General features: G+C 70.1%; 25 protein-coding genes. 17 read left to right on the forward strand and 8 right to left on the reverse strand.

From position 1 onward, the window contains the following. Positions 1-454: 454 nt before the first annotated feature. A complete protein-coding gene (gene ilvD, locus J2744_RS01225) occupies positions 455-2242 on the reverse strand; it encodes a dihydroxy-acid dehydratase (protein ID WP_209543374.1) in 1788 nt (595 codons plus the stop codon). Positions 2243-2354: 112 nt separating this feature from the next. Beyond that, a complete protein-coding gene (locus tag J2744_RS01230; protein ID WP_209543383.1) occupies positions 2355-2747 on the reverse strand; it encodes a VOC family protein in 393 nt (130 codons plus the stop codon). A 147-nt stretch (positions 2748-2894) separates the two neighbouring features. Here J2744_RS01230 and J2744_RS01235 point away from each other — a divergent pair, with 147 nt between their 5' ends. Continuing rightward, positions 2895-3266 (forward strand): SHOCT domain-containing protein, encoded by a 372-nt coding sequence (locus J2744_RS01235; RefSeq protein WP_209543385.1) that lies wholly within the window; start codon positions 2895-2897, stop codon positions 3264-3266. A 14-nt stretch (positions 3267-3280) separates the two neighbouring features. On the opposite strand, the gene purQ is transcribed toward J2744_RS01235, so the two are convergent. Further along, a complete protein-coding gene (gene purQ, locus J2744_RS01240; protein WP_209543388.1) occupies positions 3281-3958 on the reverse strand; it encodes a phosphoribosylformylglycinamidine synthase I in 678 nt (225 codons plus the stop codon). Between the two features lie 88 nt (positions 3959-4046). Next, on the reverse strand, positions 4047-4298 hold the full coding sequence (gene purS / locus J2744_RS01245) for a phosphoribosylformylglycinamidine synthase subunit PurS (RefSeq protein ID WP_209543396.1): 252 nt from the start codon (positions 4296-4298) through the stop codon (positions 4047-4049). Positions 4299-4478: 180 nt separating this feature from the next. Between purS and J2744_RS01250 the strand changes: the two genes are divergently transcribed. After that, on the forward strand, positions 4479-5459 hold the full coding sequence (locus tag J2744_RS01250; RefSeq protein ID WP_209543398.1) for a formyltetrahydrofolate deformylase: 981 nt from the start codon (positions 4479-4481) through the stop codon (positions 5457-5459). Positions 5460-5589: 130 nt separating this feature from the next. After that, positions 5590-5778, forward strand: a complete 189-nt coding sequence (locus tag J2744_RS01255; RefSeq protein WP_209543400.1) for a hypothetical protein — start codon at positions 5590-5592, stop codon at positions 5776-5778. Positions 5779-5787: 9 nt separating this feature from the next. Here J2744_RS01255 and J2744_RS01260 read toward each other — a convergent pair whose 3' ends face one another. Further along, positions 5788-8775, reverse strand: coding sequence for an ATP-dependent helicase (locus J2744_RS01260; RefSeq protein ID WP_209543429.1), 2988 nt, complete (start codon positions 8773-8775; stop codon positions 5788-5790). 132 nt (positions 8776-8907) lie between these two features. Between J2744_RS01260 and cmk the strand changes: the two genes are divergently transcribed. Next, on the forward strand, positions 8908-9522 hold the full coding sequence (cmk, locus tag J2744_RS01265; protein ID WP_209543431.1) for a (d)CMP kinase: 615 nt from the start codon (positions 8908-8910) through the stop codon (positions 9520-9522). A 29-nt stretch (positions 9523-9551) separates the two neighbouring features. Here the strand turns inward: cmk and J2744_RS01270 are convergent, their stop codons facing one another. Further along, complete coding sequence (locus J2744_RS01270; protein ID WP_209543432.1) at positions 9552-10016, reverse strand: MGMT family protein; 465 nt, start codon at positions 10014-10016, stop codon at positions 9552-9554. A 130-nt stretch (positions 10017-10146) separates the two neighbouring features. On the opposite strand from J2744_RS01270, the gene trpC reads away from it, so the two are divergent. The 4 genes from trpC (at position 10147) to J2744_RS01290 (ending at position 14092) form a co-directional block, all read left to right on the forward strand. Beyond that, on the forward strand, positions 10147-11022 hold the full coding sequence (trpC, locus tag J2744_RS01275; protein WP_209543434.1) for an indole-3-glycerol phosphate synthase: 876 nt from the start codon (positions 10147-10149) through the stop codon (positions 11020-11022). Further along, a complete protein-coding gene (gene trpB, locus J2744_RS01280; protein WP_209543436.1) occupies positions 11019-12323 on the forward strand; it encodes a tryptophan synthase subunit beta in 1305 nt (434 codons plus the stop codon). The genes trpC and trpB overlap by 4 nt, the downstream gene beginning before the upstream one ends. After that, positions 12324-13220: a tryptophan synthase subunit alpha gene (trpA, locus tag J2744_RS01285; protein WP_209543438.1), complete on the forward strand. Its 897-nt coding sequence runs from the start codon at positions 12324-12326 to the stop codon at positions 13218-13220. 80 nt (positions 13221-13300) lie between these two features. Beyond that, positions 13301-14092, forward strand: coding sequence for a 2-amino-3,7-dideoxy-D-threo-hept-6-ulosonate synthase (locus J2744_RS01290; protein WP_209543440.1), 792 nt, complete (start codon positions 13301-13303; stop codon positions 14090-14092). Positions 14093-14116: 24 nt separating this feature from the next. Here J2744_RS01290 and J2744_RS01295 read toward each other — a convergent pair whose 3' ends face one another. Continuing rightward, on the reverse strand, positions 14117-15670 hold the full coding sequence (locus J2744_RS01295) for an HTTM domain-containing protein (protein WP_209543442.1): 1554 nt from the start codon (positions 15668-15670) through the stop codon (positions 14117-14119). A 121-nt stretch (positions 15671-15791) separates the two neighbouring features. Between J2744_RS01295 and J2744_RS01300 the strand changes: the two genes are divergently transcribed. The 3 genes from J2744_RS01300 (at position 15792) to J2744_RS01310 (ending at position 18579) form a co-directional block, all read left to right on the forward strand. After that, on the forward strand, positions 15792-16964 hold the full coding sequence (locus J2744_RS01300) for a 3-dehydroquinate synthase II (protein ID WP_209543444.1): 1173 nt from the start codon (positions 15792-15794) through the stop codon (positions 16962-16964). A 113-nt stretch (positions 16965-17077) separates the two neighbouring features. Next, positions 17078-17692 carry a hypothetical protein gene (locus J2744_RS01305; protein WP_209543445.1) on the forward strand — a complete coding sequence of 205 codons (615 nt, stop codon included), beginning with the start codon at positions 17078-17080 and terminating at the stop codon, positions 17690-17692. A gap of 269 nt (positions 17693-17961) precedes the next feature. Next, complete coding sequence (locus J2744_RS01310; protein WP_209543447.1) at positions 17962-18579, forward strand: class I SAM-dependent methyltransferase; 618 nt, start codon at positions 17962-17964, stop codon at positions 18577-18579. A 71-nt stretch (positions 18580-18650) separates the two neighbouring features. On the opposite strand, the gene J2744_RS01315 is transcribed toward J2744_RS01310, so the two are convergent. Next, positions 18651-20177 carry a carboxypeptidase M32 gene (locus tag J2744_RS01315; RefSeq protein ID WP_209543449.1) on the reverse strand — a complete coding sequence of 509 codons (1527 nt, stop codon included), beginning with the start codon at positions 20175-20177 and terminating at the stop codon, positions 18651-18653. Positions 20178-20368: 191 nt separating this feature from the next. Here J2744_RS01315 and J2744_RS01320 point away from each other — a divergent pair, with 191 nt between their 5' ends. The 6 genes from J2744_RS01320 (at position 20369) to J2744_RS01345 (ending at position 25906) form a co-directional block, all read left to right on the forward strand. Then, positions 20369-21415: a threonine aldolase family protein gene (locus J2744_RS01320; RefSeq protein WP_209543452.1), complete on the forward strand. Its 1047-nt coding sequence runs from the start codon at positions 20369-20371 to the stop codon at positions 21413-21415. Positions 21416-21475: 60 nt separating this feature from the next. Then, a complete protein-coding gene (locus tag J2744_RS01325) occupies positions 21476-21649 on the forward strand; it encodes a hypothetical protein (RefSeq protein ID WP_209543454.1) in 174 nt (57 codons plus the stop codon). Positions 21650-21794: 145 nt separating this feature from the next. Further along, positions 21795-22151, forward strand: coding sequence for a DUF2209 family protein (locus tag J2744_RS01330; protein ID WP_209543456.1), 357 nt, complete (start codon positions 21795-21797; stop codon positions 22149-22151). After that, entirely contained in the window at positions 22148-23506 is a 1359-nt protein-coding gene (gene hflX, locus J2744_RS01335; protein WP_209543458.1) for a GTPase HflX, read from the forward strand. The genes J2744_RS01330 and hflX overlap by 4 nt, the downstream gene beginning before the upstream one ends. Positions 23507-23641: 135 nt before the next feature. After that, positions 23642-25597, forward strand: coding sequence for an acetate--CoA ligase (gene acs, locus J2744_RS01340; protein WP_209543460.1), 1956 nt, complete (start codon positions 23642-23644; stop codon positions 25595-25597). 69 nt (positions 25598-25666) lie between these two features. Next, a complete protein-coding gene (locus J2744_RS01345; protein ID WP_209543462.1) occupies positions 25667-25906 on the forward strand; it encodes a DUF2061 domain-containing protein in 240 nt (79 codons plus the stop codon). The last annotated feature ends 78 nt before the right edge of the window (positions 25907-25984 follow it).

Below are 25984 nucleotides of genomic sequence, written 5' to 3' on the forward strand. Positions count from 1 at the left end.
CGGAGAACACCGCCAAATCTCTCGACTCTCATTTATAAGTGATTGACCGGCGATCGACGACAAACGCCTCCAAACCCCCAGTCGATCGCTTATAAACCTACACTGACGGATCGGCAGCAGACACCTCCAAAGCCCCAGTCGCGAGGACGGCGCACACTCGTTGCGCTCCTCGTCACTCGCTTCGCTCGTTCCTGCGGTGCTTACGTCGTCTGCGCCGTCCTCGCGACTGCCCCTTTGAGTCCCGCCCCGCACAGCAACCGCACCTCACACCTCCCCAACCTCGTCAGTCGCCTCCGCTTCGCTCCGCCGACTGACTCCAGCGAGAATCGAAGATTCTCTGGCAGCCGACGCGTAGCGCCGGCGACCTCGCGCGTGCTGCTCGGCCGCAAGGCGGCCTCGCAGGCACGCGCCACAGCATATTTTAAATTCGAAGCAAGACAGCTGCTCGTCTCCTTTATAAGTCGCGCGTGAGCCGCGGGTTCGTCACCGCGCCGTCGGCCGCGGAGGCGAAGTCGCGGCCGTACTTCGCGAGAATGCCGCCCTCGTAGGGCGGTTCGGGCGCCTCCCACGCCTCGCGGCGCTCGTCGAGTTCCTCGTCGGAGAGGTCCACCGACAGGTCGCGTTCGGGGATGTCGACGGTGACGTGGTCGCCGTCCTCGATGAGTCCGATCGGGCCGCCGACAGCGGCCTCGGGCGCGACGTGGCCGATCATCGGACCGCGGGTAGCGCCCGAGAAGCGGCCGTCGGTGAGCAGCGCCACGTCGTCCTCGTGGCCCGCGCCGACGACGGCGGCGGTGACGCCGAGCATCTCGCGCATCCCGGGACCGCCCCGGGGGCCCTCGTTCCGGATGACGATCACGTCACCGGACTCGATACCGCCCGACTGGACGTACTCCATCGCGTCCTCCTCGCTCTCGAACACGCGGGCGGGCCCCTCGTGGTAGAACTCGTCGTCGCCGGTCACCTTCAGCACCGAGCCGTCCGGCGCGAGGTTCCCGTCGAGGATCTTGATGGCGCCCTCCTCTTCCTTCGGGTCGTCGACGGTGTAGAGGAAGTCCGCCTCGATCTCGTCGTCGTCGGGCAGTTCGCCTCGTTCCTCCAACGCCGCGATCTCCTCGGCGAGGGTGCGGCCGGTGACGGTCATCGCGTCGCCGTGGAGCAGGTCGGCCTCCAGCAGGCGTCGGAGCACGACCGGCACGCCGCCGACCTCGTGGAGGTCGTTCATCACGCGGCTCCCGCCGGGCTGGAGGTTCGCGATCTTCGGCGTGCGCCGCGAGATCTCGTCGAAGTCCTCGATCGAGAGGTCGACGTCGGCCTCGCCCGCGAGCGCGAGCAGGTGGAGGACCGCGTTGGTCGACCCGCCCATCGCGGTCTGGACCGCGATCGCGTTCTCGAACGACTCCCGCGAGAGGATGTCCGAGGGGCGGCGGTCGTTCTCGATGCAGTCCATCGCGAGCTCGCCCGCGCGCTCGGCGACCGCGTAGCGCGCCTCGTCCTCGGCGGGCGGCGAGGCCGATCCGAGCGGCGCCATCCCGAGCGCCTCGGAGATAGAGGCCATCGTGTTGGCGGTGAACATCCCGCCGCAGGAGCCGGCGCCGGGACAGGCGTTGCGCTCTAAATCGTCGAGCTCGTCGGCGCCCATGTCCCCTTGCGCGTACGTGCCGACCCCCTCGAACACCTGCTCGATGGTCACGTCGCGGCCCTCGTGTTGGCCGGGCATGATCGAGCCGCCGTAGAGGAAGACGCTCGGGAGGTCCGTCCGAATCGCGGCCATCATCATCCCGGGGAGGTTCTTGTCGCAGCCCGCGACAGTCACGAGGGCGTCCATGCGCTCGCCGAAGGAGACGAGCTCGACGGAGTCGGCGATGACCTCCCGCGAGATGAGGCTCGCCTTCATCCCCTCGGTCCCCATCGAGATGGCGTCGCTAATGGTGATCGTCCCGAACTCGATGGGCATCCCGCCCGCGGCGTCGATGCCGTCGAGCGCGGCGTCCGCCACGTCGTCGAGGTGGACGTTACACGGCGTGATGTCGGCCGCGGGGTTCGGCACGCCGACGATGGGCGAGGAGAGGTCCTCGTCGTCGAACCCCATCGCGCGGAACATCGCGCGGTGCGGCGCCTTATCCGGTCCCTCGGTCACGTCGCGGCTCCGCAGGCTCTCGTCTTTTTCGCCGGCGAATCGGTCCGCGTCCTCCCGGCGGCGACGTCGATCGTCGTCGGATCTCGGCTGCTGTTCGCTCATATTCGACCCTGTCGCTCGGGGGTCTTAAACGGCCGCGTCGGGGCGAGGGTTGCTCGGCGAGGCGAACTGGTTCGGGGGAAGTCGGTCGGGAGCCGGCAGCACGTTTCCGCCCTCACACCCGCGCCTTCAGCTCCACACGGTAACCGAACGGATCGCGGACGTACACCGCGCCCGCCTCGCCGGTCGCGCCGAGCGGCGAGTCCAGCGTCTTTTCGATCTCGACGCCGGCGTCCGCCAGTTCGCTCTCGATTTCGTCGACCGACTCCTCGACGACGACCGCGACGTGGTCGTAGTTCGTCTTCGTCGGCCGCTCGAACTCGTCGGTCGGCCACAGGTGTATCACCGCGGTCGCCGAGAGCCGCACGTCGAAGAAGGGCTTCTCGCCGGCCGCGTACAGCGCGTCCTCGATCCCGAACCCGAGCTTCTCGCCGTAGAACTCGCGGGCCTCGTTGGCGCCGTCCTCGGGAATCCGGAGGTTGACGTGGTCGATGTGGCGTGCGTTCACTCCCGTCGATTCGGCGGCCGGGCGCAAAAATCGTTGGGGCGGAGCGGTTTCTCGGACGTGTTCGGGATGTCGATCCGAGACGGGACGCGGTCTCGCGACCCGCGAACGCCCGCGGAGTATTTATTCATAGACGTGTGACTATCGCACATGATCGTTCTCGAAACCGCAGCTGTGGCGCCGCTGATGGGCGGTATGGCCGGTTCGGGGATGGCGGGCGGGATGGGCGGTGCGATGGTCGTGTTCCCCCTCGTCGCGCTGCTCACCGTCGCGGCGCTGCTCGTCGTGGGCGTCGTCGGAATTCGGGCCCTCGAGGATGAGACCGGCGGCGGAGCGCGCCCGACCGAGACCGACGAGGATCCGGTCGAGCGCCTCCAGCGCCGGTACGCGGCGGGCGAACTCACCGAGGCGGAGTTCGAACGGGCGCTGGAACGCGAACTGGAGGGCGAGGGAGTCGACGAGACCGGCACGGGACCGATCGCCGGATCGGATCCGATCGGGGAGACGGAGCGAGCGCGGTAATCTCGGGGATCCGGTCAGGCGAACGCCGCCAGAATTCCCGCGCCGTCGGTGCTCCGGCCGAGGTCCGGGAGGGTGGCGCGCTCGGGATGCGGCATCAGCACGGCGACCGTCTCGCGCTCGCCGAGGACGCCGGCGACGTTGTCGGTCGAGCCGTTGGGGTTGGCCGCGTCGGTGACGTTGCCGTCGGCATCGCAGTAGCGGAAGAGGACGCGGTCGTCGTCGACGAGGTCGGCGTGGGCCTCGTCGCTTATCTCGAAGCGCCCCTCGCCGTGCGCGATGGGGACCTCGATCACGTCGCCCTCGCCGTAGGCGGCGGTCCACGGCGTGTCCGCGCGCTCGACGCGCAGGCGGACCGGCTCGCACTGGAAGCGCGCGGAGGCGTTCGTGGTGAACGCGCCGGGCGTCAGCCCCGACTCGGAGCCGATCTGCGCGCCGTTACAGATCCCGATCACGGGGACGCCCTCCTCGGCCGCGGCGCGGACCTCGTCCATGATCGGCGCGCGCGCGGCCATCGCACCGGCCCGGAGGTAGTCGCCGTAGGAGAACCCGCCGGGGAGGACGATCCCCTCGGCGTCGTCGGGGAGCCCGTCCTCGTGCCAGACGCGCTCTGCGTCGACGCCGAGGTGGTCCAGCGCGCGGACGGCGTCGCGGTCGCAGTTGGAGCCGCCGAACTGGACGACGGCGACCGTCACGCCGCCCACCTCGCGTGGACGGCCGCGGCGGTTCCGCCGGCACCGCTCGCGCCGGTGACGATCGGCGTCGTCTCGGCGACGGCGACCGTCATCGCTCCGCGACCGCCACGTCGTAGTCGTGGATCGTGGGGTTCGCGAGCAGCCGCTCGGCCATCTCGTCGGCGCGGTCGGCGGCCTCGCCTGCGTCGGCGGCGTCGAGGTCCACCTCGAAGCGGTCCGCCGAGCGGAGGTCGGACAGCTCGAACCCGAGCCGTTCGAGGGCCTGCTGGGTCGTCTCGGCCTCCGGATCGAGGACGCCCCGCTTCAGCCGGACCGTCACCGTCGCCGTGTACGCGGTCATACCTGTTGGTGCGGAGTCGTGTGTAAAAACCGTTTTGGAACGCCGCTTATACGCACATTCGTGGATAGGTATTGGTCGATCCTTCGGGAGGCAGGGACCGCACGGAACGAAAGGGGCAAACCCCTCCGACCGTTGGAGAGGGTGTATGCAGCCGCTCGAACCCGCGGAGGTGATCGTCGCATGACCCGCGAACTGACCGAGATCACGGTCGTCGGAGGAGACAAGACCGGACTCATCGCGCGGGTCACCTCGCTGCTGTTCGAGCGGGGAATCAACATCGAGGACCTCGATCAGGCCGTCCGCGAGGGCGTCTTCCGGATGACGACCCGCGTCGACACCGCGGAGATGGATACCTCCCGCGGCGAGCTCCGCCGCGCGCTCGCCGAGCTCGGCCGCGAGCTCGACGTGGACATCCAGGTCCGGTTCCCGAGCGACCGCGACGCCCGCCGGGTCGCGCTCTTGGTCACGAAGGAGACGCACGCGCCCGAGGCGCTGCTGGAGGCCGAGGCGCGGGGTGACCTCGCGGACGACGGCGAGGAGGCCGAGATCCCGGTCGTCATCGGCAACCGCGGCGACCTCCGGTCGCTCGCGGAGCGTTACGATAAGCCGTTCTACGACGTGGGCGACGGCAACGGAAACACGGACGAGGGACGCCTCCTCGACCTGCTGACCGAGTACGACGTGGACCTGATCGTCTTGGCCCGCTACATGCGGATCCTCTCGCCGGAGGTCGTCTTCCGGTACGAGGGCCGGATCGTCAACGTTCACCCCTCGCTGCTCCCGGCGTTCCCGGGCGCCGAGGCGTACCGGCAGGCGAAGGACGCGGGCGTCCGCGTCGCGGGCGTCACCGCCCACTACGTCACGACCGACCTCGATCAGGGACCGATCATCGCGCAGCGCGCCTTCGACGTGCCGCCGGGCGCCGACGTCGCCGAGATCAAGCGCCGCGGGCAACCCCTCGAAGCCGAGGTGTTACTCGACGCGGTGCGGCTCCACCTCGCGGACGCCATCGCGGTCCACCGGGGGACCGTCCACGTGCGCGAGGACGTCGACGTCGACGCGCGGCTCGGGCTGAGCGAGGCCGCCGTCGACGCGAATCCCGACGAACCGGTCGACGGCGAGCCGCTCAGGCGGTCTCAGGCGTCTCCATCGGACGACTGAGGAGTCGCAGCCGGAGAGATCGATCCGATCGAGTCGCCGACATCCGATCGAGTCGCCGACATCCGACCGATTCGCCGACCGACACCGCTCCACAGGCTATTTTTAACCGGGCGGACGCAACGACGGACCGATGACCGAACGTCGCCCGCGGACGGCGTTTCTCGCGGATACCGCCGCGGTCGTCCGCAGCGACGAGCGGCTGATCCTGCTGTTCCTGCTGTTGCTGTCGATCGCGGCGCTTGCGGTCTTCCTCCACTACACGACGCTGGTCTTGGAAGGGCTCCCCGATCCGCTCCCGACAGAGCCGATTCGGCCGTGATCGACCGTCTCAGTCCGGTCGGCGGTCCGCGGGCGGTCCGGCGTCGCGGCCGCCGGTCTCGCCGCTCTCGGCGGTCCGCGGTTCCTCGCCGATCTCCTCCATCACGCGGGCGTGGAACTCCCGGAGGACGGCGGACTCGTCGTCGGCGATGACGGTGTCGGAGTCGACGAGCGTCGCCAGCCCGAACGCGAGCGGGCTGGGCGAGTCGACGACGCGGTGTTCGACCGACAGGTCGCCCGTCGAGATCCGCCTGACGACATCGCGGATTCCCTCGACGTCGAGGCGGTCCTCCAACAGTTCGCGGTACGTCTCCTCTAACACGGCGAACCCTTCGAGGTCGGCCGCGAACGACAGCAGCATCTCGGCGGACACCTGCTGTTCGGCGGCCGACTTCTCGTACCCCTTGTACCGCTTTAAGATCATGAGCGAGCGCCCCGCGTCGATCCGGAAGTAGCGCTGGAGCAGGTCGGTCCCCCGAACGGCCTCGCGGAGGTCCTCGCGGACCGTCTCCGGGTCGAGGTCGGACAGAATCCCCGCCACGTCGACCTTGCGGTTCAGGGGGAGCGCGAGCGAGAACCCGCGGTCCGCGACCGCGACGGCGACGTTGGCGTCGGTCCGGTTCGCGACCGCGGCCGCGACGAGCCGCGAGAGGCCGTCGTTGAACCGCCGGCCGTAGACGGAGTGGACGTAGAACCGGCGCTTGTACTCGTCCCGGTCGAGCTCCTCCTCGACGACGAGGCGGTCGGGCGTCGAGACGCCGTCGAGGCCGGCGTACCGAACCTGCTCGTCGTACATGCGGGCGAGCGCGCGGACCGCGTTCTCGTCGAGGGGGAACTCGCGGAGCCACGCGCGGACCGCGGCCGGGCCGGCGTTCGGGCCGTCGCCGGCCAGCCGGTCGAGGAGTTCGGCCTGGAACGCCAGCACCTCGCGGGCGAGGTCCGCGGACAGCGGGAGGCGCTCCGCGAACCACGAGGGGACCGTCGGGCGCTCGCTCGTCCGGTCGACGTACACCTTCGAGCCGCGGCGGTAGCGGAACGCGAACCGCTCGCCGCCCAGCGCGAACACGTCGCCCGAGTCGAGCGTGTCGAGGTACGACTCGTCGAGGGTGCCGACCCACTGGTCGTCGCGCGTGAACACGTCGCAGGTGAACGAGTCGGGGATCGTCCCCACGTTCGTCATGTAGATGACCCGCGCGAGCCGCCCGCGCTTCCCGACGAGGGTCTCGCCGACCGGGTACTCCGGGTGGTGGTGGTCGCCCTCCGGCGGGTCGTTGGCGTCGCGCCACACCTTCGGGTAGACGTTCTTCGACTCCAGTCCGTCGTAGTCCGCGGTGAGATATCGGAACAGCCGCTCGTAGGCCGCGTCGTCGAAGTCGCGGTACGGGTGCGCCCGGCGTAGCACCTCCCGGACCTCGCGGTCGGGGCGGACCCGGTTTATCGCCATCCCGTAGACGTGCTGGGCGGCGACGTCGTAGGCGCCCTCGGGCGGGAACACGCGGTCGACGAAGCCGTCCTCGGCGCGCGCGAGCAGCGTCGCGCACTCGATCAGCTCGTCGCGGTCGAGCGCGAACACCCGGCCCTCGACTGTCTCCCCCGGGCTGTGACCCGCGCGGCCGACGCGCTGGAGCAGCGCGGCGACCGACTTCGGCGAGCCGACCTGGACCACCAGATCGAGGTGAGGCATGTCGATGCCGAGTTCGAGGCTCGTCGAGGTGGTGACCACGTCGAGGTCGCCCGCCTTCAGCCCCTCCTCGACGCGCGTGCGCTGCGCCTCGCCGAGGCTCCCGTGGTGACAGCCCGAGTTCGACTCGTCGTAGTCGAACCGCTGGCGGAGCTCCTGAAGGGTGCGTTCGGCGCCCGACCGCGAGTTCGTGAACACGAGCGTGTTCTCGTGGGACTCGATCAGGTCGCGGAGCGACTCGTAGAACCGGTCGGTCACCGCCGACCGCGGCGTGTGGATGAGGTCGGCCGCGGGCGTCCGGAGTTCGAGGTCGAACTCGCGAGCGAACCGCGCGTCGACCACCTCGCAGGGGCGCGTCTCGAACCCGTCGACGTCGCCGACCGCGCCGTCGACGCGGTCGCGCCCGACGAGGAACGAGGCGATCCCGTCGAGCGGTTCGACGGTGGCCGAGCAGCCGATCCGGGTGATTTCGTGGTCGGGTTCCGCTTCGACTTCCTCCTTCCCGCCGTTCCGCGCCAATTCGGTCAGCCGCTCCAGCGACACCGAGAGGTGCGTGCCGCGCTTGTTGGCGGCCAGCGAGTGGATCTCGTCGACGATCACGTACTCGACGGTCCGGAGCTTCTCCTTGAACTTCGGCGAGTTGAGCAGTATCGCGAGCGTCTCCGGCGTGGTGTTGAGGACGTGCGGCGTCTCCGAGAGCATCGCTTGCCGGTCCGCCTTCGAGGTGTCGCCGTGGCGGATCGCCTGCCTGACGCCGGGCTCGTAGTCGTCGTCCGCGACCTCCTCGGGAGTCGCGTCCGCGTCGCTATCGCGGGTCGCGGCCGCGTCACTCTCCTCGGCGTCGGCCGCGGCGATCGCCTCGCCGATCCCTTCGAGCGGGGTCGCGAGGTTGCGCTCGATGTCGTTCGCGAGCGACTTCAGCGGCGAGACGTACAGGCAGTAGACGGAGTTTTCCAACTCGCTGGCGCGGTCGCGCGCGAAGAGGTCGTCGAGGACCGCGAGGAAGGAGGCGAGCGTCTTCCCGCTGCCCGTCGGCGCGGCGACGAGGCAGTTCTCCCCGTCGTCGACGTGGGGGATCGCCTCCCGCTGCGGGGGCGTGAAGAAGCCGCCGTTCTCGGCGACGTACCCGCCGAACCGCTCGACCCACCAGCGACGGACCGGCGGCGAGAGCCGCGCGAGCACGTCGGCGTCGCCGAGCGGGACCGTCTCCGGGTCGAAGTCGGGGTCCGCGAACGCGCCGCGCTCGACCGCGTCCCGGAGGAGCGCCCGCGCGGCCGCCTCGTCGCCGCGGTCCGTGGACTCGCTCACGCCGATCACGAGGGTTCGGGAAGGGAAATCGGTTGCGTCGATTCTCCGCGGAAATTCGCGCAACCGACCCCAGTCCGTCGGCTCCGCGGAAATTCGCGCAACCGACCCGTTTATCCGCCGCGCTTCCGTGGCGCAACACGCATGAGCGGCACCTCGCCGGAGCCCGACAGACGGATCGATCGAAACCTGTTCATCACCGTCTCCGGCCCGCCGGGCTGCGGCGCCACGACGCTCGTCGAGGGGATCGCCGAGGCGCTCGACTGCGGCTACGTCTCCGGCGGCGAGCTGTTCCGCGAGATCGCGGCCGAGCGGGACATGAGCCTCTCGCAGCTCATCGCCGAGACCGGCGAGTCCGAGGAGATCGACCGCGCGCTCGATCAGCGCCTCCGCCGGATCGCCGAGAAGTGGGGGACCGCGAACAAGGCGTTCGTGCTGGAGTCGCGGCTCGCGGGCTGGATCGCGGGCAACCGCGCCGACCTCCGGATCTGGCTCGACGCGCCCGACGAGGTCCGCGCGGACCGAACCGCCGAGCGCGCGGAGATGACCTCCGAGATGCAGGTCCGCGAGGTCATCGAGGAGCAGCGCTACAAGTCCTACTACGGGATCGACCTGAGCGACCGCTCCATCTACGACCTGGTGATCAACACGGGGCGCTGGGACGCCGAGGCGACGCTCGCTCTGGCGCTCACCGGAATCGAGGGATACGACGTCGACGCCGACGAGGGCGCGTTCGACACGCCCGACTTCGATATCTGATCGGTCGATATCCGGGCCGGGCCGCCCGCTTATATTCCTTCGACGCGCCGGAGCGCGCTCCGCACATCGCCCGGGGTCGCGTACGGGCCGCCGCTCACCCGGTGGTCCGGGAGCAGGAGCGGGATCGGGTTGTCCGCGAGCGCGCCCGTCACGGTCTCCAGATCGTCTGCGTCGTCCGGGTCGAATCCGCCGAGCCGCGCGAGCCGGCTCACCGACACCTCCTCGCCGTACGGCACGCTCCGGAGCGACTCCAACACCTCTCGCTGGTCGGTCGGGACCGTCAGCCCGAGCGCGACCTCGGGGAACTCGTCGCGCTCGCCGTCGAGGTACGCGCCGATCCGGTCCAGCAGGTCGGTATCGTCCCCGGCGTCCGCCGGCGGCTCGGCGGGGAACGACACCGAGATGACGCGACCCCCGGCGAACCCCACCTGGACGGCGCGGCCGATCTCGTCGAACTCCCGGGCGAAAACGCCGGACGTACCCGATAGACTCATACCTTCATTCGAAGGGTCGATCACTTAAGATACCGGCCGCGAGACCGCTCCGCGCCGCGAGTGCGGGTTCCGGTCGAGCGGCGCGGTCCCCGCAAGCCTTATGAACAGATACGTACATTAGTGTATAGTAATGGACGATCCAGACGAGCTGGCGCCGGCGGTCAGGTCGATCCTGTCCGCCGCCCGAGAGCGCGCGAACGGGGGACCGGGAGCGGAGGTCGGCAGGACCGTCTCGGTCGCTCCCCGCGACCTCGCCGCCGCGTTCGAGCGGGCCGAGGCGGACGGGCGCGTCCCGGTGATCGCCGAGGTGAAGCCGACGAGCCCGACGACCGAGGGGACCCGCGAGGAGGACCCGGTCGCGCTCGCGCAGGGGATGGTCGCCGGCGGGGCCGCCGCCCTGAGCGTGCTCACCGAACCGGAGCACTTCGGGGGGAGCGTCGACACCCTCGACCGCGTGCGCGACGCCGTCGACGTGCCGGTCCTCCGGAAGGACTTCGTCGTCGACGAGGCGCAGCTGGACGCCGTCGAGAGCGACGTCGTCCTGCTCATCGCCCGCTTCGTCGGCGACGACCTCGGCGACCTGCTCGCGGCCGCCCGCGACCGCGGCTTTCAGGTGCTCGTCGAGGTCCACGACCGCGAGGAGCTGGAGCGCGCGCTCGACGCGGACGCGACGACGATCGGCATCAACAACCGCGACCTCGCGGAGCTGGCCGTCGACCTCGGAACCTTCGAGTCCGTGGCGCCCCACGTCCCGGACGAAGTCACGCTGATCGCGGAGAGCGGCATCGGTTCGCCCGCGGACGTCCGGCGGATGCGCGCGGCGGGCGCCGACGCCCTGCTCGTCGGGAGCGCCATCATGGACGGCGACGTCGAGGCGAACACGCGCGAACTGGTGCGGGCCGAGGCGGACGACGGCGGCGCGGTCGCGGACGACGGCGAGGGCGACGGTGAGGACGACGCGAACGGCGGGAGCGACACCCGAGACACCACGGAGACACCCACATGAGCGAGACCGACACGCGGACGACGGAGGAGACGGAGCGGGCGCGACGCCCCGGCCGCGAGCGCGGCCGCGACGACGGGAAGTTCGGCCGGTACGGCGGCCAGTACGTTCCCGAGGCGCTGATGCCCGCGATCGAGGAGCTGACCGACGCCTACGAGCGTTACGTCCTCGACAACGAGGACGGCTTCATGGACGAGTTCCGCGAGCGACTCGCGGAGTTCGGCGGCCGGCCGACGCCCCTCCAGCGCGCCGACCGGCTCTCGGAGCGCTACGACACGGAGGTGTTCCTCAAACGGGAGGACCTGCTCCACGGCGGCGCGCACAAGCTGAACAACGCGCTCGGGCAGGTCCTCCTGGCGAAGTACATGGGCAAAGAGCGGATCATCGCGGAGACGGGCGCCGGCCAGCACGGGACCGCGACCGCGATGGCGGCGGCGCACCTCGACATGCCCTGTACGATCTACATGGGCGAGCGCGATATCAACCGCCAGCGCCCCAACGTGTTCCGGATGAAGCTCAACGGCTCGGAGGTGAAGCCGGTGACGACGGGCCGCGGCACGCTGAAGGAGGCCATCTCCGAGACGATGCGCGACTGGGCGGCCACCGTTGAGGACACTCACTACGTGATCGGCTCTATCGTCGGGCCGCACCCGTTCCCGGTGATGGTCCGCGACTTCCAGGCCGTCATCTCCGAGGAGGCCCGCGGGCAGGTGGTCGAGAAGACGGGCGGACTCCCGACCGACGTGGTCGCCTGCGCGGGCGGCGGCTCGAACACGATGGGCGCGTTCGCCGACTTCGTCGACGACGAGTCGGTCGCGCTCCACGCGGTCGAGGCCGGCGGCTCGACGCTGGAGGTCGACGAGGAGGCGGGCGTCGCGCCCAACTCCGCGTCGCTGTACGCGGGCGAGGAGGGCGTCCTCCACGGCGCTCGCACGAAGCTCCTTCAGGACTCGGACGGGCAGATCATGGAGAGCCACTCGGTCTCCTCCGGACTCGACTACGCCGGGGTCGGTCCCGAGCTCGCGTACCTCGTCGACGAGGGGCGCGTGCGTCCGGTCGCGGTCGACGACGACGCCGCGCTGGAGGGGTTCCACCGTCTCTCCTCGACGGAGGGGATCATCCCCGCGCTGGAGACGGCGCACGCGTTCGGGTTCCTCGAAGACCACCACGAGGAGCTGGGCGAGCGCGTGGTCGTCAACGTCTCCGGGCGCGGCGACAAGGACCTCGACGCCGCCATCGAGGAGACCGACCAGCGCGACGTGGCGAACGCGCCGGACATGTCGATGTTTACGGGGGGGATCTGAATGGCGGACACCGGCAACTCCGCGGCCATCGCCGAGGCGTTCGCCGACGGTCCCGCCTACGTCCCGTACCTCGTCGTCGGCGACCCGGACTACGAGTCCTCGAAGGCGTACGTCGAGGCGCTCGACCGCGGCGGCGCCGACGTGATAGAGCTCGGACTCCCCTTCTCCGAGCCGATCGCGGAGGGGTCGACGATCCAGGAGGCGCTCGTCCGCTCGCTCGACGCGGGGATGACGCCCGACCGGTTCTTCGCGTTCGCGGCGGAGCTGGACGTCGAGGCGCCGCTGGTCTGTATGACGTATTATAACCTGATATACCAGTATGGGGATAGCGAGGCACGGAGCGCCTCGAACGCGAGCGGCGAAGCCGCGAGCACCGGTCCGCGTCCCTTCGTCGAGCGCGCCGCCGCGGCCGGCATCGAGGGACTCGTCGTCCCGGACCTCCCGGCCGAGGAGGCGGACCCGCTCCGCGAGGCGTGCGACGAGTTCGGACTGGACCTCGTCTTCATCGTCGCGCCGACCACGCGCGCGGACCGCCTCGACCGGCTGATGGACCGCGTGTCGGGGTACGTGTACGTCCAGGCGCGGCTCGGGACGACCGGCGCCCGCGACGACGTCTCCGACCAGACCACGGAGAGCCTCGACCGGCTCCGCGAGTACGACGTGCCGAAGGCGGTCGGGTTCGGCATCTCGACCGGCGACCACGCCGAGCGGATCGTCGCGGGCGGCGCCGACGGGATCATCGTCGGCTCGGCGCTCGTCGACACCGTCGCCGAGGGGGTCGCGGAGGACCTCTCGACGGACGAGGTGGCCGACCGCCTCGAGGCCCTGTCCCGCGAACTGAAGGACGGGGCCGTTCGTGGCCACCGCTCGCGGACCGACACCGTCGAGTCCGCCTGAGCCGAACCGAACCAATACGTCCCCGAACGAAACCGTCTTACCTCCGATTGACACACGCTCACACAACGACCGACCTCACCATGACAGCAGGACTCTCGGCACGACTCGACCGCATCTCCACGAACGACCAATTCCTCATCGTCCCGATGGACCACGGGATCACGATGGGCGCCGTCGAGGGGCTCGTCGACATCGAGTCGACGATAGACGGCGTCACCGGGGGCGGCGCGGACGCGGTGCTCACCCAGCGCGGCATCGCGGAGCGCGTCCACGAGAACAAGAACGGTGCGGGCTACATCGTCCACCTCAACGGGTCGACGACGATCGGTCCCGACGAGAGCGACAAGCGCGTCACCGGCACCGTCGAGGACGCGGTCCGCGCCGGCGCCGACGCGGTCTCCTTCCACATCAACGTCGGGTCGGAGTACGAGCCGAACCAGATCGAGGAACTGGCGGAGCTGACCGCCGACGCCGAGCGACTCGGCCTTCCGGTGCTCGCGATGGCGTACGCGCGCGGTCCGGGCGTCGACAGCACGGACCCCGAGTCGCTCGGCCACGCCGTCCGGCTCGCCGAGGAGCTCGGCGCCGACGTGGTGAAGACGGGCTACTCCGGCGACGGCGACTCCTTCGAGCGGGTGACGGAGTCGACCCGCCTCCCGGTGGTCATCGCCGGCGGATCGAAGGGGACCGACCGCGAGACGGTGGAGATGGTCCGTGGCGCGATGGACGGCGACGCGGCCGGCGTGTCGATGGGGCGGTCGATCTTCCAACACGACGACCCCGAGGGGATCGCCCGCGCGGTCTCCGCAGTCGTCCACGACGACGCCTCCGTCGAGGAGGCGCTGCGAGCGGGCGGGTTCGTTGAGGCGTGAGGTCGGGCCGTCGTCCGGTCCGGATCAGCAGGCGAGGCGTATCTTCTCGTGCGCCTCGGGTTCGCCGACCGGCCCGTCCGCGTCGACCGCCTGCTCGACGTGGAAGACGGTCACGGACGCCACGTCGCGGTCCGTTCGCTCACAGGCGTACGACGCGACCGGCCGATACCGGGACTCGCCGGCGTTTTTTATCCTGAATCCGAACTGATGCCAGAGGGTCGTCGGATACGTCTCCGCCGCGTCTGGCGGTCGGTCGTACGTGACCGCCCCGCCGTCGCGCAGGTCGATCGGGTCCCCGGACTCGGGCGTCCCGCGGACGACGTACCAGCTGGAGGCGTCCGGCGGGTCGGGCGCGAAGAACGACCAGCTCACCTCCGACAGCTCGCCGCTCGCCTCCGACGCCGGGAGGTCGACGAGACCGACCCCCGCCGCCTGCCACCAGACGAGCGCGAGGAAGAACCCCACGAGCAGCGCGGCGGCTCCCGCCCTGATCCCGCGGCGAGCCCGCGACGGATTCGGAGACGCGGCACGGCTCTCGGTTCCGCCGCCGCCCCGGTGCGTCCGGTCCGGCTCCCCGAGTCGCGTGGACTCGCGGAGTTTGGACGCGGCGGTCTCGACGAGGTCCCACGCGCCGGGCGGGAGAAACAGGAGGAGGATCGCGACCATGACGAACGGGAACACGGCGAGCCGCATCGTCGCGGCCATGCCGAGGTGCGCGGCGACGAACGCGAGGGCGACGCCGGTCCTGAGCCGCCCGGTCGCGACGATCAGCGCGGGAGACGCCGAGAGGAGCGCGATCCAAGACCAGTTTATCGCCGCGAGAACCGCGGCCTGGTCCGAGACGAGCGGCCCGAGCCACACGGTGAACTCTCCCAACTGAAAGATCCGCGGGACCGCGATTCCCGACATCCACGCGTCGCTCCGGTACTTCGAGACCGCGTTCGCCGCGTATATCGACACGAGCGTCATGAGCGTGACCGCCGTTCCGAGCGAACAGACCCGTGGATCGAGGGCATTCTCCGGGCTGTCATCGCCACCTCCGTCGGCGTCGCTCCGGTCGCTCCGGTCGCCCGGGCGGTCCGAACTGAGCGACCAGCGGGCGTCGAGCGGGAGGAAGAGGCTCAAGAACAGGAACACGACCAGGATCGTGTTCCCGCCGTTGATCACGTACGGGTTCCGAGCGTACAGCGACGCGAGCAGAACGAGGGAGAGACCCGTCGCCGCCCGCGTGCGATAGCCGACCAGCAGGCAGCCGGCGGCGAAACCCCCGCCCGCGAGCAGGCTCGCCTGTACCCACGCGGACCCGGAGATCGCGTGTAGCGAACCCCTCGCTAACAGCGGAAAGGTCTCGGCCAGCGTCGAACGCGGAAGGACGCCGCCGTCCGCGTAGAACGTGTCCACCGCCGGCAGCCGATAGACCACCAGGTCGGCGAGGACGAAGAGCGCCACCGCGATGCGGAACGCCCCGAGCGCTCGCGGATCGATCCCGAGGTGCGGCGCGACACGCTCGCGGACGGACTCGCGCGCGGCGGCGTATCGGGACCCCGCGTTCGGGGGGCGCTGGCTCGGTGGCGTCATTCGGTGTCGTGTATCGATCGAGGCGATCTCAGCGATAAGTGCTTTGTCGTCTTCTGGGTCGCGGTCCGCAACGCCCGAGCCTTTCGCAGTTTTCAAGCCGTCGCGCCGTGAGGATCCGTCAATGACACGCACGGTCTGGGTCAAAGCCGACGGCGACGTCGGCGACTGGGAGGCGCGCAAGCGACGGGTCACGGCCGCCATCGAGGCCGGCGCGGACTGGGTGCTCGTCGACGAGGGCGACGTGGGTCGCGTCCGCGACCTCGGTGACATAAACGTCGCGGCGTTCCGTTCTGACGCCGACGTGATCGACGACGCCGAGAGCGACGTCGAGGCCGACGCGTACTTCGTCGGGAAGGGCGGCGAGGGCGACGGGACGGTCTCGATGCCCGAGGACCTCTCCGGCTCGGCCGACCTGACGACGCTGCGCCGGCGCGACGACCGCGCGCAGGGCGCGTACGTCCGCGTCCTCGGCACCGAGTACGAGGAGTTCGCCCAGGAGGCCGCCGCCGACGCCGACTTCACCGTGATCGTCGGCGAGGACTGGTCGATCATCCCGCTGGAGAACCTCATCGCCCGCGTCGGCGAGGAGACCCACCTCGTCGCGGGCGCGACGACGGCCGCTGAGGCCCGGACCGCCTTCGAGACGCTGGAGATCGGCGCCGACGGGGTCCTCCTCGATTCCGACTCGCCGGACGAGATCCGCGGCGCGGTCGAGGCCCGCGACGCCGCCGACCGCGAGACGCTCGACCTCCGGTACGCCGAGGTGACCGAGGTCGAACAGACCGGGATGGCGGACCGCGTCTGTATCGACACGGGGTCGCTGATGGACGACAGCGAGGGGATGCTCGTCGGCTCGATGTCTCGGGGACTCTTCTTCGTCCACGCCGAGACCGCGGAGTCGCCGTACGTCGCCTCCCGCCCGTTCCGCGTGAACGCGGGCGCGGTCCACGCGTACGTCCGCAACGCCGAGGGCGGCACCAACTACCTCGCGGAGCTGTCGAGCGGCGACGAGGTCCAGCTCGTCGACACCGACGGCCACACCCGCGAGGCGGTGGTCGGCCGGGTGAAGATCGAGAAGCGTCCGATGTTCCGGATCCAGGCGGAGGTCGAGACGGAGGACGGCACCGACCGGATCGAGACGCTCATCCAGAACGCCGAGACCGTGAAAATCGCCACGAGCGAGGGGCGGAAGCCCGTCACCGAGGTCGAGCCGGGCGACGAGGCGCTCGTCTACTACGAGGACGTCGCGCGCCACTTCGGCGAGGCCGTCGAGGAGAGCATCATCGAGAAGTAGGTCGGCGGCGTCGCGCCCGCAGTGCGGTCGCCGCGACGCGTCGCGGTCGCGGAGAACCGGCCGCGATCGTGTCGACCAGAACGCATTTCACGGACACTCCGGATCCAGTGTTCATGGCAGTCGCTGACGAAGGCGGTCGTCGCGTCGCTGAGTTGGGATTCGTCGAACGGATTCGCCACCTGGCGGACGCCGCGAACCCGGCGTTCGCGGCCGGGAGCTTCCTCGTGCCGCTGGCGTTTCTCGCCGCGAGCCTCGCGCTCGCGAGCACCGAACTGCTCTTCTACACGCACGTCGCCGCCGGCGCGGTGTGGTTCGGGTTCGCGGTCATCTTCCCGGCGATCATCGGCCCGACGCTGGGCGGACTCGACGAGGAGGCGTCGGCCGCGGTGAACACCGCGCTCATTCCGAAGGCCGTCTTCTTCCTCGTCGGCTTCTCGCTGACGACGGTGCTGTCCGGAACGGTCCTGTTGACGCCCGACCCCGGACTCGGCTACGGGTTCGCCGGGTCGTGGTCCGGGCTCGCGCTCGCGCTCGGCTGGGGGCTGTTCGCGTTCGGGCTGGCGGTGCCACACCGCCTCCAACTCAGCGCGTACTACGAGACGCTGTCGCCGGATCCGGATTCCTCTCGGCTCGAATCGATCGAGAAGAAGAACCTCGTCGTCGGGCTGTTCGAGGGCGCCGTGATGCTCGCGCTCATCGTGTTGATGACCGGGTTCCGGCTGGCATGAGTTCGGAGTGAGTTCGGAGACGCTGGGAGACGCTGGGAGCGGACGCGGATCGGAACGACTGGGGCGTCTCGCGAGGAGCGGACGGTCGGGCACGCGACCCTTGAGGGACCGTCCCGCTCTCACCGGGATACCTGCTCGCGGCCCCTTCGGGGCTGGCCCGCCGACGGATCAGTACTTCTGAAGCAGGGGCGTCGCAGAAGTCGGACTCGCCTTGTCCCGTCCCGGACGCCGTCCGACGGCGTTTTACTCCGCTGGACGAGTCTGTACACGTGGAACCTCACTCCGTCCGAGACACGTGGACGAATCGGACGGGCGAATACTCGCCGGCGTACTACGCGCATTACGGTCCCGACGAGACGAGCGAGCTAATCTTCGAGACCCTCGACGAGCACCTCGGCCGCGACGCGGCGGTGCTCGAACTCGGGTGCGGCTCCGGTCGACACCTCGAACACCTCGCGAACAACGGCTTCGAGGACCTCTCGGGCGTCGACATCGACGCCGGGGCGTTCGACACGATGCGGGAGACCTACCCCGCGCTCGCCGCCGAGGGGACGTTTCACCGCGGCCCGATAGAGGACCTCGTCGGGGAGTTCGACGACGGGCAGTTCGACGCGGTCTACTCGGTCGAGACGCTCCAACACCTCCATCCCGACGTCGACTGGGTCTTCGAAGAGATCGTCCGGATCACCGGCGACGTCCTCGTCACGGCGGAGATCGAGGGACCGACGGGCGACGCGTCGGCCGACCCGGACGTGAACTACGTCGACGACGACACGCCCCTCTACTACCGGGACTGGAGCCGCGTCTTCACCTCGCTCGGCCTCGTCGAGGTCGACGTCGTCCGCGGCGACAGAGACACCACGCGGAGCTTTCGCACGCCCGGCTAATCGGCGGATCCAGCGTCGAAAAATCTTCTTTTGAAGGTCGGAAGCGGTATTCCTCGGCGACCCGAACCGACTCAGATCCCGTACAGCTCGCCGTACTTCTCGTCGACGTAGTCGAGGAAGGCGTCCGCCGAGAAGTCCTCGCCGGTCGCGCGCACCACCAGCTCGTTCGTCTCGTAGCGGGAGCCGTGCCGGTGGACGTTCTCCCCGAGCCAGTCGTGGAGGTCGTCGAACTCGCCGTCGGCGATCTTCCCGTTGAGGTCGTCGATGTCGTCCTCGGCGGCCTCGAACAGCTGCGCGGCCATCACGGAGCCGAGCGAGTAGGTGGGGAAGTAGCCGAAGTTGCCGTGGCTCCAGTGGATGTCCTGAAGGCAGCCCTCGGCGTCGTTCTCGGGCCGAATGCCGAGGTACTCCTCGTACTTGTCGTTCCACACTTCGGGCACGTCCTCGACGTCGAGGTCGCCGCGGATCAGGTCGCGCTCGATCTCGAAGCGGATCACGATATGGAGGTGGTAGGTGAGCTCGTCGGCCTCGACGCGGATGAAGTTGTCCTCGTACACCTGGTTGAACGCCTCGTAGGCGTCTTGAACCGTCGCGTCCTCCGTCTGCGGGAAGTGCTCCTGGAAGACGGGGAGGAACTCCTGCCAGAACGCCTCGCTGCGCCCGACGTGGTTCTCCCAGAGCCGCGACTGCGACTCGTGGACCGAGAGGTCGCGGGACTCGCCGAGCGGCGTGCCGAAGTGTTCCTGGGGAAGCCCGAGGTTGTACTGCGCGTGGCCGAACTCGTGGATCGTCGAGCCGACGGCGCCGAGCGGATCGTTCTCGTCGAACCGGGTGGTGACGCGGCAGTCGAACTGGTTGCCCGAGGTGAACGGGTGCGAGGAGACGTCGAGGCGGCCGCGGTCGAAGTCGTAGCCGACGAGTTCGAGCGCCTCCCGGGAGAGGGCCTCCTGCTCCTCCTCGGGGAAGGTCCCCTCGAAGGTGTCGACGGCGAGTTCGACGTCCGACTCGCGGATCTCCTCGATCATCGGGACGAGCGCCTCGCGCAGCTCCGTGAGGATGGACTCGGCGCGCTCCATCGAGAGGCACGGCTCGAACTCCTCGAAGAGGACCTCGTAGGGGTCGCGGTCGGGATCGATGTGCTCGGCGTACTCGCGTTTCAGCTCGACGTGTTTCTCGAGGTAGGGCGCGAACGTTTCGAAGTCGTCCTCGGCCTTCGCCTCCTCCCACGCCTGGAGCGCCTCGGAGCCGGTCTCGGAGATTTCCTCGACCAGCTCGACCGGGACGGCGTCGGCGCGCTCGTACTCGCGGCGGACCTCGCGGACGACCGCGGCCTGCTCGTCCGTGAGGTCGGCGTCGTCGAGCTCGTCGAGCAGCTCGCCCGTCTCGTCGGCGGTGACCATGTCGTGCTGGACCGAGGAGAGCGCCGAGAGCTGCTTCGACCGGGCGGGGGTGCCGCCCTCGGGCATCATCACCTGCTGGTCCCAGCCGAGGACGCCGGCGGCGCTGCCGACCGCGTTCCACCGCTGGACGCGGTCGAGGAGGGCGTCGTAGGCGTCCGGTGCGTCGGCTGCGTCGTCTGGAGCGGCTTCCGTTGCCATACGCCACGGATCGATCCCGGTCGTTAAGAAGGGACCGAACCCGGAACCGCTCGTTCCGCGCGCCGAACGGCCGGGGCCGCCGCGGAACCGCCGGGATCCGCTCGTCGCCCCCGTCTCCGAGATCCGCTCGTCGGCCTGCCCTTCGCCGAGCGCGGGATATATGCCCGCCGCCGCGGAACGACCCGTAACGGATGTCCGACGACGACTTCATCGACCTGCGGTCCGACACCGTCACGACGCCCTCCGCGGAGATGCGCGAGGCGGCCGCGACCGCCGAGGTCGGCGACGACGTGTACCGCGACGACCCGACCGTCAACGAACTGGAGCGCCGGGCGGCCGAGGCGGTCGGCACCGAGGCCGCGCTGTACGTCCCCTCGGGGACGATGGCGAATCAGATCGCGGTCCACGCCCACACGGAGCCGGGCCAGGAGCTGCTCTTGGAGCGCGAGTCGCACATCTACCGCTGGGAGCTGGCGGGCGCGGCCAAGCTCTCCGGCGTCCAGACCCGGACGAGAGACGCCGGCGAGCGTTGCGTCCCGACGCCCGACGCGGTTCGCGAGGGGCTCGTCGACGAGGACCTCCACCGGCCGGGAACCGGCCTGCTCTCCCTGGAGAACACGCACAACTACCGCGGCGGGACGGCGATCCCGGTCGACCGGATCGCGGCCGCGGCCGAGGCCGCCCGCGACGCCGGCGTGCCGGTCCACCTCGACGGCGCGCGCGTGTTCAACGCCGCGGTCGCGCTCGGGGTCGACGCGAGCGATATCGTCGCCCCCGTCGACAGCGTCACCTTCTGTCTCTCGAAGGGGCTGGGTGCCCCCGTCGGCTCGATCCTCGCCGGCGACGAGGCGTTCGTCGAGGACGCGCGCCGCGTCCGCAAGCTGTTCGGCGGCGGGATGCGCCAGGCCGGCATCATCGCCGCGCCCGGTCTCCGCGCGCTGGAGAACGTCGACCGACTCGCCGAGGACCACGCCAACGCGGACCGACTCGCGGCCGGGCTGGACGCCCTCGCCGGCGTCGACGCGCCCGCGCCCGACACCAACATCGTCGTGGCGTATACCGAGGACGCCGGCATCCCGGCCGAGTCGCTCTACGCGGCCTGTAAGGACGCCGGCGTCGGCTGCGTCGAGTTCGACGACTACGCGACCCGGTTCACCACGCACCTCGACGTCGACGAGGCCGACGTCGACGAGGCGGTCGACCGGATCGCGGCCGTCGTCGACGATCTGCGGGACTGACCGGCGGCTTCCCCTCCCTCCGCCGAACGAGTTAACTCCTCATCGTGACAACGGAGGGGTATGTCCGGACTCGACGGATCGACGACCGCGGCGATCGGCGGCGGGATCGGGGGTGCGACCGGGGGCGCGCTCGCGTCGGTGACGGGATTCTCCGTCGCGGCCGTCGGACTCGCCGCGGCGGCCGGCGCGGCGCTCGGGGGCGCGGGCTACTACGTCGCTCGGGCGCTCGCGTGAGGAGCGTTCGGCGCGCTCGCGCTCGACACGGAAACGTTGAATTCGAAGGGCGACCAACGCTCCCGCATGGACGCACAGGTGGTCGACGCGGACGCGCTGACCGACGGAACCGAGGTGACGGACGCCCGTCCCTGAGGTCGTCGGCGTGGACATCAGCGGTCGCCACGAGGAGGACGGCGAGTACCTGATGGTCGCGGCCGCGGTCCACGCGCGGGTGGACTCCTCGCGGATCCGGTCCGTGGAGGGGATGGGCTTCGCCGCCGCGCGCGAGGGACCGACGCTGGAGGCGACGGTCGCGCTCGCCGCCGAGGCGGTGGGGAACCTCCCGTCCCCGCCCGACGGACCGATCGTCGCGGAGAACGGCGAGTTCTACGAGGAGCCGGCGGCGCGCGTCGGACTCAGCTTCCAGCCCGAGTTTAAATACGTCGAGAGCATAGGCGAGCGCGAAACAGTGCAGGCAGCACACCACGCCGCGTACGCCGCCCGGAATCTCCTCCGATGAGCGGGGGTGCCGAGCAGGCGGACGCCGACGCCGAGCCGACCGCCGAGGGACGCCGAGCAGTCGTCGCCAAGCGCGTCGACTCCGGCGAAGCCGACCTCGCGGAGATCAGACAGCTCGCGGCCGCCGCGGGCTACGAGGTGATCGGCGAGCTCACCCAGACCCGCACCGAGGACGCCGCCTTCATGTTCGGGGAGGGGAAGGTCGCGGAGCTCCGCGACCTGGTCCGCCGCACCGACGCCGGATCGGTGATCATCGACAACGACGTGGGACCGTACCAGACGTTCAACATCGGCGGGAAGCTCCCCGAGGGCGTCGAGGTGGTCGACCGGTTCACGCTCATCCTCGAGATCTTCGGGCAGCGCGCCAACACGCGGAAGGCGCAGCTCCAGGTCGAGCTGGCGGAGCTGCGCTACGAGCTGCCGCGCGCCGAGGCGAAGGCGAGCCTCGCGAAGCGCGACGAGCGCCCCGGATTCATGGGACTCGGCGAGTACGACGAGAGCGTCGAGCGCGACATCAAACGCCAGATATCGGAGATCCGCGACGAGCTGGAGTCGATCGCGGCAAAGGAGGAGGCGCGCCGCGAGCAGCGCCGCGACTCCGGATTCGACCTCGTCGCGCTCGCGGGCTACACCAACGCCGGCAAGTCGACGCTGATGCGCCGGCTCGCCGACGAGTTGGCGGTCGACGAGAACGCCGAGCGCCACCGCGACCTCGACACCACCGCCGAGTCGCAGGACATGCTGTTCACGACGCTCGGCACCACGACGCGCCGGGCCGAGATGGAGAAGCGCGACGTGCTCTTGACCGACACGGTCGGCTTCATCGCGGACCTCCCGCACTGGCTCGTGGAGTCGTTCGAGTCGACGCTCGACTCCGTCTACCGCGCCGACCTCGTGCTGCTCGTCGTCGACGCCAGCGAGCCGGTCGCGGAGATGCGCGAGAAGCTCGTCACGAGCCACGACACCCTCTACGAGCGCAACGAGGCGCCCGTCGTCACCGTGTTCAACAAGATCGACCGGCTGGAGCCGGGCGAACTCGCGGACAAGCGCGCCGCGCTCTCGGGCGTGGCGCCCGACCCGATCGCCGTCTCGGCGAAGACGGGCGCCGGCGTGGCCGAGCTCCGCGACCGCGTCGAGGACGAGCTCCCCGACTGGGAGCGCGAGCGGCTCGTCCTCCCCGTCTCCGACGACGCGATGAGCCTCGTCTCGTGGGTTCACGACCACGGGCACGTCGCCGAGGAGACGTACGCGGGCGACCAGGTGACCGTCGACTTCGAGGCGAAGCCGTCCATCGTCGCCCGCGCTCGGGCGAAGGCGGCCGAGATCGCTGCGCCGCCGGCCGAGGAGTCGGCCTGACCGCCGGGGAGCCGTCTCAGTGGTCGAGCCGCCTTTCGAGCTCCGTCGAGGCCTCCGATGCCGGTCCCACCGGAGCGCTCTCGGCGGACGGGGACTCGGACAAAGTATACATTTCTCCGCGGGTCATAGCGTGTTATGGACGACTCCGGGGGCGACGGTCGGCTCGTCGACGGCGACGGAGACGTCGTCCCGCCGCCGGCAGAGTTTCGTCGGCGAGCGGTCGCGAGCGACCCCGCGGTGTACGAGCGGTTCGACCGAGAGGGACCGGACGCGTGGCGCGCGGCCGCCGACCTCCTGACGTGGGAGCGCGAGTACGAGACGGTCCTCGACGACTCCGAGCCGCCCTTCTACGAGTGGTTCCCGGACGGGCGGCTCAACGCCGCGGCGAACTGCGTCGACCGCCACCTCGACGAGCGGCGGAACCAGCTCGCGATCCGGTGGTTCGGGAAGCGCGGCGAGCGCCGGTCGTACACCTACCTCGACCTCCACCGCGAGGTGAACGCGCTCGCGGCCGGACTCCGCGACCTCGGCGTCGAGGAGGACGACGTGGTGACGCTGTACCTGCCGATGATCCCGGAGCTGCCGATCGCGATGCTGGCGTGCGCCCGGATCGGCGCGCCGCACAACGTCGTGTTCGCGGGGCTGTCCGCGGAGGCGCTCGCGACGCGGATCGACGCGGCCGACTCCGAGTTCCTGATCACCTGCGACGGCTACTACCGCCGGGAGGACGCGTTCAACCAGAAGTCGAAGGCGGACAACGCTCGGATCCGCGCCGAGGGGGAGCTGTCGGCCGCGGTCGTCGTCGACCGCCTCGGCGACGAGCTGTCGGTCTCGCTGGGCGACGACGAGCGGGAGTACGGCGCGCTCGTCGACGCGCACGACGGCGAGACGGTCGAGCCGGTCGCCCGCGACGCCACCGACCTCCTCTTCGTGATGTACACCTCGGGAACGACCGGGCGGCCGAAGGGGGTCGAACACGCGACGGGCGGCTACCTCGCGCACGTCGCGTGGACGACGCGGAACGTCCTCGACGTGCGGCCCGAGGACACCTACTGGTGCGCCGCCGACATCGGCTGGATCACCGGCCACTCCTACGGGGTGTACGGTCCCCTCTCCGTCGGAACCACGAGCGTGCTCTACGAGGGCTCGCCCGATTACCCCGACCGCGACCGCGTCTGGGACCTGATCGAGCGCAACGCGGTGAGCGTCTTCTACACCTCGCCGACCGCGATCCGGTCGTTCATGAAGTGGGGCGCGGAGTACCCCGACGCCCACGACCTCTCGTCGATCCGCCTGCTGGGGACGGTCGGCGAGTCGATCACGCCGAAGGCGTGGCGCTGGTACCGCGAGCACGTCGGCGGCGGCGACGCGCCCGTCGTCGACACGTGGTGGCAGACCGAGACCGGAGCCATCGCGCTCGCGACGCTGCCGGGCGTCACGCCGATGAAACCGGGGAAGGTCGGCCCGCCGCTCCCGGGTATCGACGCCCGCGTCGTCGACGAGGACGGCGAGGCGGTCGAACCCGGCGAGTCCGGCTACCTCACGCTCGCGTCGCCGTGGCCCGGGATGCTCCGCGGGCTCCGCGAGGGCGACGAGCGCTACCTGCGGGAGTACTGGCTGAAGGGGGAGGACGGCTGGCGCTACCGGACCGGCGACGGCGCGGCCGTCGACGAGGAGGGCTACGTCACGATCCTCGGGCGCGTCGACGACGTGATCAACGTCCGCGCCCAGCGGTTCAACACCGGCGAACTGGAGGCGGCCATCGTCGACGCCGCGGGCGTGACCGAGGCCGCGGTCGTCGGCGACGGTGACGGGCACATCGTCGCGTACGTGACGACCAAAAGCGGCGTCGAGCCGGACGGGACCCTCCGAAACGCCATCGCGGACCGGCTGGCGAGCGCCGTCGGCGACGTGGCCCGCCCGGACCGGGTCGTCTTCACCCCGGAACTCCCGAAGACCCGCTCGGGGAAGATCATGCGGCGGCTGCTGGAAGACATCGCCCGCGGCGAGGAGTTCGGCGACGTGAGCGCGCTCCGCAACCCGGAGGTCGTGGGCGAGATCGAGTCGACCGTTCGGAACGGGAGTAACTGATAGTAGTTTCTTTTCACTATTTGAGACACGTTTTGTAGTTACTTACCACCGGCGACCGAAAGCAGTGGTATGAACACCAGCGTCTTCTCGCGGGACGCGGTCCACGCCCGCCGCCGTGCGGTCGTCAAGACCCTCTGCTACCGGGCGTTGATGGTGACGATCACGGTCCTGGTCGCGTGGCTCGTCGTGGGCGACGCCGGTCAGGCGGCGAGCATCGGTGTCGTAACCAACGCCGTAAAGACGCTCACTTACTACGGCTACGAGCGTCTGTGGGACCACGTGGCTTGGGGCGTCGGCGCCTCCGGCTGACCGCGCCGATCGTTTCGGAAACTGATTTAGAGCCGAAACAGATCGATCGGAAACCGAGCTCGATCGGGAGACGGCTCG

It is taken from the genome of Halorubrum trapanicum, assembly GCF_017873555.1.
In the GTDB taxonomy this organism is placed as follows: Archaea; Halobacteriota; Halobacteria; order Halobacteriales; family Haloferacaceae; genus Halorubrum; species Halorubrum trapanicum.

What these genes read in the sequence shown, in the direction of transcription:
- ilvD (WP_209543374.1), bottom strand. Translation starts at nt 2,242, where the DNA reads ATGAGCGAACAGCAGCCGAGATCCGACGACGATCGACGTCGCCGCCGG.
- J2744_RS01235 (WP_209543385.1), top strand. Translation starts at nt 2,895, where the DNA reads ATGATCGTTCTCGAAACCGCAGCTGTGGCGCCGCTGATGGGCGGTATG.
- purS (WP_209543396.1), bottom strand. Translation starts at nt 4,298, where the DNA reads ATGACCGCGTACACGGCGACGGTGACGGTCCGGCTGAAGCGGGGCGTC.
- J2744_RS01250 (WP_209543398.1), top strand. Translation starts at nt 4,479, where the DNA reads ATGACCCGCGAACTGACCGAGATCACGGTCGTCGGAGGAGACAAGACC.
- J2744_RS01255 (WP_209543400.1), top strand. Translation starts at nt 5,590, where the DNA reads ATGACCGAACGTCGCCCGCGGACGGCGTTTCTCGCGGATACCGCCGCG.
- cmk (WP_209543431.1), top strand. Translation starts at nt 8,908, where the DNA reads ATGAGCGGCACCTCGCCGGAGCCCGACAGACGGATCGATCGAAACCTG.
- J2744_RS01270 (WP_209543432.1), bottom strand. Translation starts at nt 10,016, where the DNA reads ATGAGTCTATCGGGTACGTCCGGCGTTTTCGCCCGGGAGTTCGACGAG.
- trpC (WP_209543434.1), top strand. Translation starts at nt 10,147, where the DNA reads ATGGACGATCCAGACGAGCTGGCGCCGGCGGTCAGGTCGATCCTGTCC.
- trpB (WP_209543436.1), top strand. Translation starts at nt 11,019, where the DNA reads ATGAGCGAGACCGACACGCGGACGACGGAGGAGACGGAGCGGGCGCGA.
- trpA (WP_209543438.1), top strand. Translation starts at nt 12,324, where the DNA reads ATGGCGGACACCGGCAACTCCGCGGCCATCGCCGAGGCGTTCGCCGAC.
- J2744_RS01290 (WP_209543440.1), top strand. Translation starts at nt 13,301, where the DNA reads ATGACAGCAGGACTCTCGGCACGACTCGACCGCATCTCCACGAACGAC.
- J2744_RS01295 (WP_209543442.1), bottom strand. Translation starts at nt 15,670, where the DNA reads ATGACGCCACCGAGCCAGCGCCCCCCGAACGCGGGGTCCCGATACGCC.
- J2744_RS01300 (WP_209543444.1), top strand. Translation starts at nt 15,792, where the DNA reads ATGACACGCACGGTCTGGGTCAAAGCCGACGGCGACGTCGGCGACTGG.
- J2744_RS01305 (WP_209543445.1), top strand. Translation starts at nt 17,078, where the DNA reads ATGGCAGTCGCTGACGAAGGCGGTCGTCGCGTCGCTGAGTTGGGATTC.
- J2744_RS01315 (WP_209543449.1), bottom strand. Translation starts at nt 20,177, where the DNA reads ATGGCAACGGAAGCCGCTCCAGACGACGCAGCCGACGCACCGGACGCC.
- J2744_RS01320 (WP_209543452.1), top strand. Translation starts at nt 20,369, where the DNA reads ATGTCCGACGACGACTTCATCGACCTGCGGTCCGACACCGTCACGACG.
- J2744_RS01325 (WP_209543454.1), top strand. Translation starts at nt 21,476, where the DNA reads ATGTCCGGACTCGACGGATCGACGACCGCGGCGATCGGCGGCGGGATC.
- hflX (WP_209543458.1), top strand. Translation starts at nt 22,148, where the DNA reads ATGAGCGGGGGTGCCGAGCAGGCGGACGCCGACGCCGAGCCGACCGCC.
- acs (WP_209543460.1), top strand. Translation starts at nt 23,642, where the DNA reads ATGGACGACTCCGGGGGCGACGGTCGGCTCGTCGACGGCGACGGAGAC.
- J2744_RS01345 (WP_209543462.1), top strand. Translation starts at nt 25,667, where the DNA reads ATGAACACCAGCGTCTTCTCGCGGGACGCGGTCCACGCCCGCCGCCGT.